This window comes from Peribacillus simplex (assembly GCF_001578185.1).
Taxonomy (GTDB): domain Bacteria; phylum Bacillota; class Bacilli; order Bacillales; family DSM-1321; genus Peribacillus; species Peribacillus simplex_A.
The window spans coordinates 2,958,522-2,973,503 of record NZ_CP011008.1 but is presented as its reverse complement, the minus strand read 5'-3'; the positions used below and the strand labels follow the sequence as shown (position 1 = coordinate 2,973,503).

The window sequence follows — 14,982 nt, the reverse complement described above, 5'->3', positions numbered from 1 at the left end:
AACCCTCCGTCCATACTCATTACATCTATTGAAACATAAAAAAACCCGGATAAGGGACACTTTTTTATGTGTGTCCGTTATCCGGGGTATAGTTCAAGTGACAAAGGCTTACTTTTATATTTATTTCCCATTTCCGGGCAGCCAGTCAAAGTTGAATTAACCGGGGTGGGATTTTCTATGGCCCTCTCAGGTCTAGTGATTGTCCTTATTTCATCTGCTGATCGCCAAAAGGTGGATTTTTATTGCAAATTGGCTGTCAGGGAACATATGGGGTGCAGACTGGCCTTTCATTTGGGCCATCCTTCCATGGGGGGGGCTGCGCTTGCAGCAGCAGCTGTCCTTGTCACAGGAGGCATCGCCTTCGTCGGGCTCAGGGCTCCGCACTTTGCAAGAGCTCTGGTCGGATTTCGAAATCAGCTCTTCCTGCCGGTAGCGATTCTGATCTGCGCCTGGCTGCTGCTTCTGGCAGATACCATCGGAAGAAACATACTTGAACCCAAAGGTATACCTGCGGGGATTATGATCGCTTTAATAGGGGCTCCTTATATTATGTATTTGTTGATGTAGAAGTAGGAGAAAAAGCACAATTTTTGTAAAAGCTGAAGATGTCTTCAGCTTTTTTGTTTGCCTTATCTTCTTAAAACTCTGGCGCAGCGCAGATTAGAACATAATATAAGCCCGAACTGCGATATATAACGATACATGCACTTACACGAATCCTACTTAAGCATGATTGACTTGGTTTTTTGATTTGATATAGTTTTAGGATGCTAAAGTGAGAAGACTAAAAAAAGAGCCTTCTGCGAAAGGGGGTGCCTCCTGTGAAAAGTATACAAAGCCGTTTATTGATCATGCTGCTGATTTTCATCGTTCTGCCCTATTTCCTGTCCGTTTTTTTCATCTACACTTATACAAAAAACAGTGTGGAGCAGTATGAACTTGAAAACAGCCGGGAGCAGCTTCAGAAGAATGCGGATGAACTGGAGCAGTATTTTGACGACATGGTTGATTTTCCATATATTCTGTACCGTAACCCTGATCTGTTTCGGATTTTTAATAATGGCTTCGAAGACTCCATTTATTTCAGCCCTATGACCATGAAAAAGAGTCTCGAAACCTTTTATCTAATGAGAAAAGAATTCCGGCAAATCCGTTTCTATATTGCTAAAAACAATGAGTCATTTACTGTCTATAATGCAATGATCAGCACACACAGGTATCAGCCGAATTTTCTTAACCAGGACCCGATCAAACAGCTGTATACATCTGACTCACAATATTTGATTGAGCCGCCCCACACTCTTGAGAATTACAATAATGCAGCCATTGTTCCAAAATCGGACAAAACGATGGTGATGACTTTTCACCACAAAATTATAGACGTTCTTTCTAAAAAGTTTCTTGGGATGATTACAATCGACATTGATTTGGGCGAGTACGCCCGCATTTGCAATAACCTTGTCCAGGGAGACGAATCTTCTGTTTTGCTTATTGATTCAAAAGATCGCGTCATGTATGCAAACGATCGTGCCCTGATTGGAAAACCTCTTCCTACCGATGAAAAGCAACGTCTTGATGGGAATCGGAGCCGGCATGATGACGATATTATCTTATCAAAGGAGTTATCAGGGTCACTGAACGGCTGGAAATTGATTAAGGTCATGTCGAGTCAGGCTTTATTTGAAGATGTCAGGAAAACCGCCTATACCAATATCCTTGTCGGCATCGGCGTAGGAATACTGGGTTTGCTGATGATATGCATTATCTCAAATAGGATTACCCGTCCCATTACGAGGCTGAGCAGCAAAGTCCGCTCCATTGAAGGCGGAAATATGAATGTCCCCTTTGATGATACCAAAAGCGATGAAATTGGCCATTTGGAGTCACACATGAAGGACATGATGAACCGGATCAATTCCCACATTGACCGTGAATATAAGCTTGAAATTGAAAACAGGAAGAACCAATTCAGGGCGTTAAAATCACAGGTTAATCCTCATTTTTTGTTTAACGCTTTACAATCCATCGGCGCTGTTGCCCTCAGGTCGAATGCACCAAAGGTCTATCAATTGCTGACTTCGCTGTCCAAAATGATGCGCTACTCAATGCAGGCAGATCAATGGGTACGGGTTAGGGATGAAGCTGAGTATACAAAAGCGTACCTCTCCCTTCAAACAGAGCGTTTTGGTAAAAATGTAAGTTACTCGGTCAATATCGATGAGTCCATTTTGGACATGACAATTCCAAGTATGGTTCTGCAGCCCCTAGCAGAGAATTACTTTAAACACACGTATGAGGAAGGTTACAGCAACGCTCATTTGTCCATTAATGGTGAAAAACAAGGAAACGATCTGTGCTTTACTGTAGAGAATGATGGTCCGGGTCTGACGGAACAAGAGCTTCAGACTCTACGGGAACATATCTATACACCCCCTTACGAAGGGACTTATTCGCATGAACATATAGGCCTGAAGAATATTCGTGACAGGCTGCTTCTAGGGTATGGACCAAGTGCAGAAATGAAAGTAGATTCGAATGACGGACAAGGGTTTTCCGTCAGTATGAGGATCCCGATTAAGACCGACCTTGGGAAGGATAAAGACTTACTTCAGGAAAGGAGATGAACAAGGTGAGAGCACTGATTGTCGATGATGAATTCAATGTGCGGGACGTCATACGCCATTTAGGCCAGTGGGAAACTCACGGCATCACCAAGCTATTGGAAGCGAAAAATGGCCATGAGGCAAAATCACTGATTGAGAAAGAACGCCCTGAGATTATCTTTACAGACGTGAAAATGCCCGGTATGGGCGGAATCGAACTGATTGAGTGGTTGGATTCCATTTCCTATCCGGGGAAAGTTATTTTCATTACTGGATATAACGATTATTCCTATATGCGGAAAGCCATTCAGCACAGCAGCTTTGATTACCTGCTGAAGCCGATTGAGTATGAGGCGTTCAATCATACACTGGAAAAATCGGTACAAGCCTGGAAGGATGACTTTGAACATGCTGAAGTGCTGGAAGATGTGAAAAAACTGCGGAGAAACCAGTTAGCCACTGCGATATGCCTGGGGGGCCGTTCAGATGCAATCAGCCTTGCCGAGTTTCTTCCTGAATCGGAGGGCTATAAGCTGACACTGCTCTCCTTTTACCAGATGCACAATCCGGATCTCTATATCCAAAAGCTTTCAGGTGAACTTACGGACCGCAAATTAGGAAATGCGTTTTCCTTGCAGACGGATCTTAACCTCTGCCTTGTTATCACCATTCGCGATCAATGGCTCTCCGTTGAGGAATGGATCAGCCAGGAGTTCGATATCCCTGTAAGGCTTGTAACTGAAGAGCAGGTCGAAACTTTATCGGATATCAGGACCTCGTTTCAGGCTCTGCAGAAAAAGCTCGAGGAACAAAACTTCCGATCCATCCACCGTCTGGATGAAATAGATGCCGCTCGCCGCATGGAAGACATGGTTTCCTATGTTGACATGTATTATATGGAGGATTTGAGTCTGGAAAAGCTGTCGAATGTTTTCTTCTTAAGCCGCGAGCATATCTCAAGAAAGTATAAGCAAGAGACCGGAATGACCCTGTCCAAATACATCACGGAGCTTAGAATAAGACAGGCAAAGTCGTGGCTGCAACAAAAAGACAAAAGCATTTACTCCATCTCGACCATGCTTGGCTATCAAGATGAAATCTACTTTTCAAAGCTATTTAAAAAGGTCGTCGGAATGACGCCTTTTGAGTTCAGGAATAAGAACGATCAACATGTATCTAAAGGGGTGACATGATGAAAAACAGGTTTTTATCCCTTTTGTTAATCGGGGCCGTCAGCCTGTCTCTTTCTGCATGTCAGGACGAAGCCCCACCAGAAAAAACGGAAAAGACAGAGCGGAAAATCACGCTGGATTTAAGGAATCCGAAAGTGGAAATCTCCACTCAATTTGAAGAAATGACGCGTGCTTATGAACGGGAAAATCCTCACGTCAATATCAGGGTACATACTGTTGGAGGCGCAATGGATGACCTCGCCGACCTAAAAGCCGAAATGGCGACCGGCACTGGTCCGGATATCTTTACAAACAGCGGCTATGAAAATGCCAAGCTATGGCGTAACTATCTGGAGGATCTCTCAGGGGAGCCCTGGATTAATCAAGCATACAAAGAAGCCCTGACGCCGGTCACATTGGACGGGAAAATTTACGGAATGCCGGTTAACCTTGAAGGGTATGGCTTTATCTATAATAAGGATCTATTTAAACAAGCAGGCATTACTGAACAGCCCGCCACTCTTTCTGAACTGACAGCAGCTGCCGAAAAGCTGCAGAATGCAGGCATTACTCCCTTTGCAACAGGCTACTATGAAGACTGGGAATTGGGCGACCATCTAATGAATGTTGCTTTTGCCCAGCAAAAGGATACTGATGCTTTTATTAGAAATTTAAATAACGGAACGGAAAAAATCAGTACCAATCAAACATTCAAGGATCTACTTGCCCTGCTGGATCTCACCATAAAGTACGGAAATGATAATCCACTGTCAACGGACTATACAATGGAAGTGAATCTGTTTACCTCCGAAAAAGCAGCCATCATTCAGCAAGGCAACTGGATTCAGCCGATGATCGATCAAGCTTCGCCTGACATGAACATTGGTTTTATGCCGATTCCGATTAATGACCGACCTTTAAAGGAAGCCCTTGTTGTCGGCGTTCCAAATTATTGGGCCGTAAATAAACAGTCCATTCCTGAAAAGAAAAAAGAAGCCAAGAAGTTTTTAAATTGGATGGTGATGTCAGAACAAGGAAAACGGTTCATGACGGAAGAATTCAAATTCATTCCTGCGTTTAAGAACATTAAAACTGATGATATAGGGCCGCTCGCAGAAGAAACTCTTCGAAATTACAAAGATGGGAACACCGTCCCATCTAACTGGTCTCACTTCCCTGTTGAAATTAGAGAGGAATTCGGAGCCGCGACTCAGCTCTATGTCGGGAAACAGCTGAACCGCCATCAGCTGCTCAATGAATATCAGAAGTCCTGGGAGAGGTTTTCGAAGGAATAGCCTCTTGCCGGGGCTTTTTTTGCCTTCCGCAATTGCGATATCAATATACGACTAAATTCCAATCAATATGTGGCATACCTCTCTTTTCAGGAATCGCCTATAATTCTATTGTACTAGCAAACACATAAAACGAGGAGGAAGACTTATGAACTTTAGCAGGCTTGCCAAACAGGCAACAGCAGGAATACTCAGTACTGGCATTCTATTAAGCGGTACTGTTACCCAATCATTTGCAGCTTCAAAGGATCCGGCAGATTACAAAGAAACGTACGATACTTCACAAATTACTCGATCAGCTATGAAAGATATGATTAATCAGCACGGTGATACTAGATATGCCGTTCCTAAGTTTGATGAATCCACAATTAAAAACATCCCTTCTGCCAAAAAAGTAACGGAATCAGGCGAAACCATTGATTTAGATGTGTGGGATACATGGCCATTGCAAAACGCTGATGGAACTGTTGCAGAGTACAAAGGATATCATATCGTTTTTGGATTAGCAGGCGATCCTAAAAACGCGAGCGATACGTTCATCTACATATTCTACAAAAAAGTGGGCGACAACTCCCTTAATGCTTGGAAGAATGCTGGAAGAGTATTTGATGACAATGATAAAAACGTTCCAAATGATCCTTACCTAAAAGAGCAAGCCGAAGAGTGGTCAGGCTCTGCAACCTTCACTGAGGACGGGGAAGTTCGCTTATTCTATACAAATCGTGAACCGTATATACCTGAGTCAGGAAATTATGGGAAACAAACCTTGACAACCGCTCAAGTAAACCTTTCAGAGCCAGATTCTGAAACATTAAAAGTGGATGGTGTTGAGGATTACAAATCCATCTATGAAGGCAAAGACAGCAGGTACTATCAAACTGTAGATAAATTTGTAGAGGACGGAAATTCCGCTGATAATCATACCTTCAGAGACCCTCACTATGTGGAAGACAAAGGCCGCAAATACCTTGTATTTGAAGCAAATACGGGTACAGAATATGGCTACCAAGGCGAAGAATCGCTATACAATCGAGCTTATTATGGCAACAGCAATAATTTCTTCCAAGGTGAAAAAAACAAACTTATGCAAAGCCCTAAAAAAGAATTAGCTGAACTTGCAAACGGTGCAATTGGAATTATTGAAGTAAACGACGATTATACATTGAAAAAAGAAATGAAGCCATTGCTAGTTTCAAATACGGTCACAGATGAAATCGAACGTCCAAACATCTTTAAAAAGGACGGCAAGTGGTATTTATTCACAAGCTCAAGAGGATCAAAAATGACCATTGATGGAATCGATAATCAAGATATTTACATGTTAGGCTACACGTCAAATTCCTTGACTGGCCCATATAAACCATTAAATAAAACGGGCATCGTCCTGCATCAGGATCTAGATCCATATGACATCACTTGGAACTATGCACACTATGCGATCCCGCAGGCTGACAGTGATAATGTTGTAGTGACTAGCTACATGACAAACAGAGGTTATTTTGAAGACAATAAATCTACCTTTGCCCCAAGCTTCCAGCTTAACATTAAAGGGGAAAAAACATCAGTAGTAAAAGACAGTATTCTTGAACAAGGCCAGATTACGGTTAAGTAATTACCAGTGAAAAGAAAAAGAAAATGTCAGGAAAACTTGGCATTTTCTTTTTTCTATTTTAAAAGAGGAAAGTGGTGAGTTTAAGTGAACAAAAAGAAATATAAGATGGTTGGATTATTCGTTCTTGGATTATGGATGGTTATTAGCACAGGAATTTTGATTCATTCATTTTATAAAACAAAAGAAGCTAATCAGCCAAATAAGGTAGAAAAGCACTCTTACCGGGCTGCCTATCATTTTACTTCTCCTGATCATTGGAAAAACGATCCACAGAAGCCCGTTTACTATGAAGGAAATTATCATTATTTTTACCTCTATAATGGAGATTACCCGGATGGCAATGGTACAGAATGGCGACATGCCACCTCTAAAGATTTGATTCACTGGAATGATGAAGGAATTGCCATTCCAAAATATACGAATCAAAATGGGGATCCATGGACAGGGTCAGTCGTTATAGACACGGATAATACAGCTGGGTTTGGAAAAGAGGCTTTTGTGGCGATCGCAACACAACCTTCTAAGGATGGCCAGAAACAAGAACAATTTCTATGGTACAGTACGGACAAAGGAAATACGTTTACCTCTTACAGTGACGAGCCTATTATGAAAAATCCAGGAACGAAGGATTTTAGAGATCCAAAAATCATCTGGGATAACACAAATCAAAAATGGGTCATGACCTTGGCCGAAGGATCGAAAATAGGTTTTTATGAGTCTAATAATCTGAAAGATTGGCGCTATACGAGCAGCTTTTCCACTAAGAACATTGGAGTTTTAGAGTGCCCTGACCTTTACCAGATCCGCGCTGATGAAGGGACAGTAAAGTGGGTGCTGGGCGTCAGTGCAAACGGAAAATCAGCAGGGAAACCCAACACCTATGCATACTGGACAGGAACGTTTAATGGAACAGAATTTCTTCTAGATAACCATGAACCCCAATGGCTAGACTACGGTTTCGATTGGTATGGCGGAGTATCGTTTGAAGATGGCAAGGCAAGTGACAAATTAGACAAACGCTATGCCCTCGCTTGGATGAATAACTGGGCCTACGCCAACAATACGCCGACATTAAAAGAAGGGTTTAACGGAATGGATTCGATCGTCCGTCAAATTGAACTAAAGCGTGAAGGAGAGAACAAGTATTATCTTTCTTCACAGCCTTCAGAAGCATTAAAAGAATTGACAAGCTCAACGAATTCTTTTAATAAAATCGAAGTGGATGGCTCGGAAACACTTGATGTTAAAGGAGATGCCTATCAAATAGAGGCGGATCTCTCATGGTCGGATTTTAAGAATGCAGGATTTAGGCTCAGGGAGTCAGATGATCAAAAACGCCACGTTGACGTAGGCATTTCTGCAGAAGGAAATTACTCTTATGTCAATCGGGTATTCACAGATCAACCTGACGAAACGAATCAGTTCGTTGAAAGTACTGCACCATTTGATGTCAGTAAGAAGAAGGTTCATTTAAAGATTCTCGTCGATAAAACGAGTATTGAAGTTTTTGTGGATGATGGAAAGGCTGCTTATTCAAACTTAATATTCCCTCATGCCGAAGATAAGGGAATTACTCTCTTCTCCGAGGGCGGCAAAGCGATCTTTAAGAATATGAAGGTTACACATTTTGATCCGATTAATTGAAACTCATCTTGGCAGATACCTTTCATATGAGTACACATACATTCTTTTATAAGAAATGACTCCTTCAAATATGTGCATTTACTAAAAGGGTGTACCACCACATGCCATCAAGCTAAGCACGCAAGAGATAATATAAAAGTGTGTTCTCTTTAATTTGCTAAGGTAACACTATGACAAAAAAAACCATCAAATAGTTTTTTTGAAAAAATATTAGGCAGCTTGAAGTTTTTGTGACAGACGTAGAAAAAACTCCACAAGCTATTGAAGACCAAATTAGAAATGCAGCTTAAGATTTAACTTTTTTGTGTCCAAAATATTGACTCAAATCCATTCTTTAGCTAATTGTTGTAGAGAAGATGGGATAATAGTTTTGAAGTTCTTGAGAAAAGAGAAATTCATTCCGTCTGAAACAGAAAAACTCATAGAAAACGCCATCCTTCCTGTATATTTCTACAAAAGGAATAGCGTTTTTTCGTTGTGATGATACAAATTCACCTTAGCTTGTTGGCGGTACCCCTAATATAGTTCTCACATGTCACTTCAAAATTCTATATACTAAAATTAATTAAACTAGAATACACGAAGAACCTTTAAATAGAAGTGTAATACGAGGAGGAGATAACATGCTTATTACGGAACGGCATCAATTAATTTTAAAGCTGTTAAAAGAAAAGGGGAATGTTAAGATTCATGAGCTAGTAGAATTAACAAATACTTCAGAATCTACTTTGCGTCGTGATCTAGATCAATTAGAAAAGCAGAACTACTTAAAACGAGTACATGGTGGAGCTTCACTTTTACATAGTAAACGAGACGAACCAAGTGTGTTTGAGAAAATAACGCAGAACCTTGAGGAAAAAGCTAAGATAGCAAAATATGCGGCAGAACTAATTTTGGACGGCGACTGTGTTTATCTTGATGCTGGAACAACAACGTATCAGATGATCAAACATTTAAGACAAAAAGATATCGTTGTCATTACAAACGGAATTGATCATTTAGAAGCATTACTTGAAAATGAAATATGTACATATTTTATTGGTGGGTTTGTTAAAAAGATTACTAAAGCAACAGTTGGACGTTATGCATACGAAAGTATAAAAAAATACAGATTTGATAAGTGTTTCATGGGTGCGAACGCTATTCATTATAATTTTGGATTGACTACCCCAGATCCAGAAGAGGCGCAAATAAAAGAAAGAGCCATTTTTTTGTCACGTGAGGCCTTTGTATTAGCAGATCATACAAAATTTGGAGAAGTATCATTTTCTAAGTTTGCAGATTTAAACCAAACAAAAGTTATTACGAATGAAGAAAGTACAATAACGTTAGGAAAATATAAGGAGAAAACGGAGATAATTATTGTGAGGGATTGAAAACTAAATTTGCTATCGTTGAAGGAAAGCTGGTATTCAAACTGTCTGATTCAGACAGTTTGAATACCATCTTTTTTGAAAATTCTGAAATTATTTTATTGGAAATTTACCCCTTTGTTTTATCAATATAATAAAAAAGGCTTGATTCATTGTAATGTGATCAATTAACAATGAGGGAAAATCTGCTCCATCTATTAAACATTCCATTTGAAAGTTTAATATTTTATGTTATCAATATATTTTTTGTAATAATTGGTACCATTGACAATTACAAACAGCTTTAATATAATCAAAATCAATCAAAACCAACCAAATTCATTCAATTATAATTATAATGTGTAAAGGGTAATTATATTATTTTACAAGGGATGAAAGCGTTATCAATAAATAGTCAATGTGAAAAAACTATCAAAATCAACCATATTTCCTTTATTTCAACCAAAAATATTCATGTAAGGAGGTGATCTAGTTTAAGAGATTGAGAGCGGTAACAATTTCTCGTTCTGTAGCTAATTATTTTCATCTTCAAAAACTAGGGGGATTAATATGAAAAAATATGTAAAAATTCTAGGAATACTAGTTTTGACTTTTGTAATTGCCGCGATGACGGCATGTAGCGGGGCTAGTGAATCATCAAATGGTTCAACAGATGGTAACGAAGGACAAAAAGGTAACAAACAATTAACGATCGGTGTAGCGGTGGGGAGTTTAGCAAACCCATTCTTCGTCTCCATGGCTAAAGGTGCTGAAGAAGCAGGAAAAGAATTAGGTGCTGAAGTTCTAGTTGAAAGCGCTGAATATGATCTAGCAAAACAAGCAGATCAAATTGAAAACTTTATTACGAAAAAGGTAGATATCATTCTTTTAAATGCTGTTGATACAAAAGGAATTGCGGCAGCTGTTCAACAGGCCAAAGCTGCTGATATTCCAGTAGTTGCTGTAGATACTAATGCTGAAGGTGGTGTCGATGCAACTGTTACTTCAGACAACTATCAAGCTGGTAAACTGGCCGGAGAATATGTGATTGAAAAATTAGGTGGAAAAGGAAAAATAGTTATTATTGATGGACCTCCTGTTTCGGCTGTATCTGATCGTATTCAAGGATTTGAAGATGCAATAAAGGATTCCGAAATTAAAGTTATCGCGAAGCAAAATGGAGAAGGGAATCGCGAAAAGGCATTAACGGTGATGGAAAGTATTTTACAAGCTAATTCATCAGGCTCTATTGACGCTGTATTTGCGATTAATGATCCAGCAGCAATTGGTGTTGAAATTGCTCAAGAGCAAGCGAATCGTAAAAATGAATTTTTCATTGTCGGAGTGGACGGTGCTCCTGAAGCCACAGAAGCAATGGCAAAGGAAGGAAGTACAATTGCTGCAACTTCAGCTCAGTCACCTAGTAACATGATCAAAAAAGCTGTTGAAATCGGAATGAAAGTGAAAAATGGTGAAGAAGTTGAGGAGCTTATTAAAGTTCCAGTTGAGATTGTAACTCAAGATACATTAGATTCTTACCAAGGTTGGTAAGCCTCTTTCAATAAATAGGCTGATAAGGATTCCTCCTTTAATCAGCCTCTTCAAATCAATATAAGGGGTGAGATAAAGGTATGGCTGTCAATGAAATGTCGCTTAAAGGCCAACAAATTCTAAAAAAGCCAGTGTTGAATATGACAGGGATTAGTAAAACGTTCTCAAGTGTAACCGTATTGAACAATGTGAGAATGGAACTTTATCCAGGTGAAGTACATGCATTAATGGGAGAGAATGGCGCTGGAAAGTCAACTTTCATGAAAATCCTCGCAGGCATTCATACACCTGATGACAATGGTGGGAAAATCTACTTGAAAGGTCAACCAATTTTATGGAAGGACCCTACTGATGCAAGGAACAAAGGAATTAGTGTTATTCATCAGGAGTTAAACCTTTCTCCTAATTTAACAATAAGTGAAAATATCTTAATGGGTTCGAACTTTCCTAGAAATGGTTTAGGAATGGTGAAATGGGATGAGGTCCATGAACGTGCCCAAGAGGTGTTAGATTCAATGGGGTCGAATCTAAATCCACGCCAATTGGTTTCGACCTTAAGTGTTGCTCAACAACAAATGGTCGAGATCGCCCGAGCATTATCCTTTAATGCAGAGGTACTCATAATGGATGAACCAACCGCCTCTTTAACAGATAAAGAAATAAAAAAGCTGTTTGAAATAATTGATGATTTGAAAAAGCAGGGAGTTGCTATTGTATATATCTCTCACAGAATGGAAGAAATCTTTAAAATTTCTAATAGGTTCACTGTATTACGTGACGGCGAATGGATTGCAAGTGGGCCGATTGAAGAGACAAATCCTGATCATCTCGTAAAGCTGATGGTAGGAAGGGATTTAAAGGACTTGTTTAATCGGTCAAAAGCTTTTGGCACAAAAAATCCAAAGGAAGTTTCACCTGTACTTGAATTGAAAAATGTTTCTGATAACACGATTGTAAAGAATGTATCTTTAAAAATTTACCCAGGTGAAATTGTTGGTTTAGCGGGGCTTGTTGGAGCTGGCAGAACAGAATTGGTTAGGACCATTTTCGGTTTGTCCGAGTTGAAAAGTGGCGAAATATTGGTTGATGGTCAATCTGTTAAAATCAAATCCTCAATAGATGCTATCGCTAATAGGATTGCACATGTACCTGAAAGCAGGAAAGAACAAGGGTTATTTTTATCAATGTCCGTAAAAGAGAACATCATAATGGCTGAATTGAAAAAACACGCTAAAGCAGGAATTGTTAATTGGAAGCAAGCAAATGAAAGCGCTAACCAATATATTGATGACTTAAATATAAAAATAGCTTCCCCAGAACAGCAAGTATCAAACTTAAGTGGTGGGAACCAACAAAAAGTAGTGATCGCTAGGTGGCTATCAATTGCACCAAAGGTATTACTACTTGATGAACCAACACGAGGGGTTGATATAGGTGCCAAGACTGAAATCCACAAAATTGTGTCAAAGCTTGCAGATGAAGGATTGGCCGTTTTAATGATATCCTCTGAACTTCCTGAAGTATTGGGGGTAAGTGATCGAATACTTGTCATGAGTGAAGGAAGGTTAACAGGCGAGCTTTCGAAGGAAGAAGCTACACAGGAAAAAATTATGCGTTTAGCTACCATAGGGGGGAGAGAGAAATGAGAGGGAATACGCAAACTATTACACATTCACAACGCCTAAATATAGGAAATGTCCTTTATTCTTTATGGAATAGGCTTGGCATGATCATGATTTTATTAGTATTGTGTGTAGTACTTTCATTTACAGCACCAAATTTTTTAGATACAGCCAATTTATTGAATGTATTAAAACAAGTTTCCATTATTGCTATTTTAGCTGCTGGGATGACAATCGTTATTTTAACTGGTGGTATTGATTTATCAGTTGGTGCAACAGTTGCTCTATCTGGCGTTATCTCAGTCATGGTCTCTTCTGCAGGAGTTAATCCTATAATTGCGATGTTATCAGGCGTACTAGTAGGGTATGCAGTAGGACTGATTAATGGGTTTCTTACAGCCAAAGCAAAGTTACCAGCATTTATTGTCACACTAGGCAGCTTCACATATGTTCGTGGACTCGCTTATGTCATTAGTGGCGGTTATCCAATTGTTTTACAAAACGAAACATTTAAATTCATCGGTGGTGGAAGTATTTTCGGAATTCCCACTCCTATTTATATCATGTCTTTAGTATATGTTGTGATGTTTTTTGTTCTTAAATATACGATGTTCGGTCGTCATATTTATGCGATTGGTGGCAATGAAGAGGCAGCTCGGTTAACTGGAATTAAGGTTGAAAAGTCTTTAATCAATGTGTATTCGATTAGTGGTTTACTAGCTGGTTTAGGAGGAGTCGTTTTAGCGGGAAGGTTGTTTTCTGGACAGCCAACTGCTGGTCAAATGTATGAGTTAGACGCAATTGCTGCTGTTATTCTAGGAGGAACAAGTTTAACAGGTGGAAAAGGGAAAATAATAGGAACAATTATTGGGGTTTTAATTATGGGGGTAATCAGTAATGGGTTAACTCTAATGGATGTCAACTATTATTGGCAGTTAGTTGTAAAAGGTGGAGTCATTGTGGCAGCCGTTCTATTAGATCGATTGCGCGGAAATAGTCCAGCATAACGATCACATGTCATTTTAGATTTTAAAAAAGGGATGTGAAATAAAGGTGAAGAGGATTATTAGTACTCTACTAATATGTTCAACTGTCACTTGTTTACCATTTAATAGTGCATATGCAGAAAATCCTGGGTATTATAATGAACCATACCGTAATCAATTTCATTTTTCTCCTGAAGCTAACTGGATGAATGATCCGAATGGTATGGTTTTTTATAAAGGTGAATATCATTTGTTTTATCAATATCATCCGTATGGAACGACATGGGGACCGATGCATTGGGGGCATGCTGTCAGTAAAGATCTTGTTAATTGGGAGCATTTGCCGATTGCTTTATCGCCGGATGAAAACGGCCAGATTTTCTCGGGGAGTGCTGTTATTGATTGGAACAATACGGCTGGCTTTGGGAAAGAAGCAATGGTTGCCATCTTTACGCATTCAGGGGATAAGCAAGTCCAAAGTATAGCGTATAGCTTAGATAAGGGAAGAACTTGGGAAAAGTATAAAGGGAATCCCGTAATGCCAGACCCTCCTTTACAAGATTGGCGCGATCCTAAAGTATTTTGGCATGAAGAATCAAACCAATGGGTTATGTCGTTAGCGGCTAAGGATAAGATCATGTTTTATACCTCACCTAATTTAAAAGAGTGGGAGTATGCAAGTGAATTCGGCGAAGATGGTGGAATACAAGCAAATAGCTTAGACAGAACTTCTTATAGCATGTCATCCCAGACAGGTGAATCATTTAGTTATGAGGGAGATATTACCCTTAATGAAAAGAATGGGAGAGAAGGGGCAGGCGGTTTAGTTTTTCGGTCAGATAGGCGTGCAAAGAACGGCTATGTTGCGAGCTTAGATGCCAAAAACGATGTCATAACATTAAGTAAGAATGTAGATGGAGCAAACGAGGAAATTGCGAGAAAACCTTTTACCCTCAAAACTTCAACTACCTACCATGTGAAGGTGGAAACAGATGGGGATCAAATTCAAGTCTCTGTAAACGATCAATCCGTTATAAAAAAAACAGATATAGAATTCGATTATGGATACTATGGATTGTCAGCGTGGAATTCAACGGCTGCCTTTCGAAATGTGGAGTTCAAGAATACATCTAACTTTGAAACCAATT

General features: G+C 39.6%; 9 protein-coding genes and 2 pseudogenes. All 11 read left to right on the top strand.

Translation table 11 applies throughout. The features are described from left to right. Positions 1-156: 156 nt before the first annotated feature. Positions 157-567, top strand: a pseudogene (locus tag UP17_RS13735) (iron chelate uptake ABC transporter family permease subunit); the annotation flags it as partial. A gap of 254 nt (positions 568-821) precedes the next feature. Then, a complete protein-coding gene (locus UP17_RS13730) occupies positions 822-2,624 on the top strand; it encodes a cache domain-containing sensor histidine kinase (protein ID WP_061463511.1) in 1,803 nt (600 codons plus the stop codon). A 5-nt stretch (positions 2,625-2,629) separates the two neighbouring features. Beyond that, positions 2,630-3,796 (top strand): response regulator transcription factor, encoded by a 1,167-nt coding sequence (locus UP17_RS13725; RefSeq protein WP_061463510.1) that lies wholly within the window; start codon positions 2,630-2,632, stop codon positions 3,794-3,796. After that, a complete protein-coding gene (locus UP17_RS13720; RefSeq protein WP_061463509.1) occupies positions 3,796-5,070 on the top strand; it encodes an ABC transporter substrate-binding protein in 1,275 nt (424 codons plus the stop codon). Before UP17_RS13725 ends, UP17_RS13720 begins: the two co-directional genes overlap by 1 nt. A gap of 145 nt (positions 5,071-5,215) precedes the next feature. Further along, a complete protein-coding gene (locus tag UP17_RS13715; RefSeq protein ID WP_061463508.1) occupies positions 5,216-6,679 on the top strand; it encodes a glycoside hydrolase family 68 protein in 1,464 nt (487 codons plus the stop codon). Between the two features lie 135 nt (positions 6,680-6,814). After that, positions 6,815-8,323, top strand: a complete 1,509-nt coding sequence (locus tag UP17_RS13710) for a glycoside hydrolase family 32 protein (RefSeq protein WP_250211844.1) — start codon at positions 6,815-6,817, stop codon at positions 8,321-8,323. A gap of 623 nt (positions 8,324-8,946) precedes the next feature. Beyond that, a complete protein-coding gene (locus tag UP17_RS13705) occupies positions 8,947-9,699 on the top strand; it encodes a DeoR/GlpR family DNA-binding transcription regulator (RefSeq protein WP_061463507.1) in 753 nt (250 codons plus the stop codon). 546 nt (positions 9,700-10,245) lie between these two features. Further along, positions 10,246-11,226 (top strand): ABC transporter substrate-binding protein, encoded by a 981-nt coding sequence (locus UP17_RS13700; RefSeq protein WP_061463506.1) that lies wholly within the window; start codon positions 10,246-10,248, stop codon positions 11,224-11,226. Between the two features lie 80 nt (positions 11,227-11,306). Then, positions 11,307-12,872: a sugar ABC transporter ATP-binding protein gene (locus tag UP17_RS13695; protein WP_061463505.1), complete on the top strand. Its 1,566-nt coding sequence runs from the start codon at positions 11,307-11,309 to the stop codon at positions 12,870-12,872. Positions 12,873-12,952: 80 nt separating this feature from the next. Beyond that, complete coding sequence (locus UP17_RS13690) at positions 12,953-13,855, top strand: ABC transporter permease (RefSeq protein ID WP_250211843.1); 903 nt, start codon at positions 12,953-12,955, stop codon at positions 13,853-13,855. A gap of 73 nt (positions 13,856-13,928) precedes the next feature. After that, a pseudogene (locus UP17_RS29730) lies at positions 13,929-14,945 on the top strand (glycoside hydrolase family 32 protein); the annotation flags it as partial. Positions 14,946-14,982 lie beyond the last annotated feature (37 nt).

Coding starts and splice junctions, on each gene's coding strand:
- UP17_RS13710 (WP_250211844.1), top strand. CDS start 6,815: ATGGTTATTAGCACAGGAATTTTGATTCATTCATTTTATAAAACAAAA.
- UP17_RS13700 (WP_061463506.1), top strand. CDS start 10,246: ATGAAAAAATATGTAAAAATTCTAGGAATACTAGTTTTGACTTTTGTA.
- UP17_RS13720 (WP_061463509.1), top strand. CDS start 3,796: ATGAAAAACAGGTTTTTATCCCTTTTGTTAATCGGGGCCGTCAGCCTG.
- UP17_RS13715 (WP_061463508.1), top strand. CDS start 5,216: ATGAACTTTAGCAGGCTTGCCAAACAGGCAACAGCAGGAATACTCAGT.
- UP17_RS13690 (WP_250211843.1), top strand. CDS start 12,953: ATGATCATGATTTTATTAGTATTGTGTGTAGTACTTTCATTTACAGCA.
- UP17_RS13695 (WP_061463505.1), top strand. CDS start 11,307: ATGGCTGTCAATGAAATGTCGCTTAAAGGCCAACAAATTCTAAAAAAG.
- UP17_RS13705 (WP_061463507.1), top strand. CDS start 8,947: ATGCTTATTACGGAACGGCATCAATTAATTTTAAAGCTGTTAAAAGAA.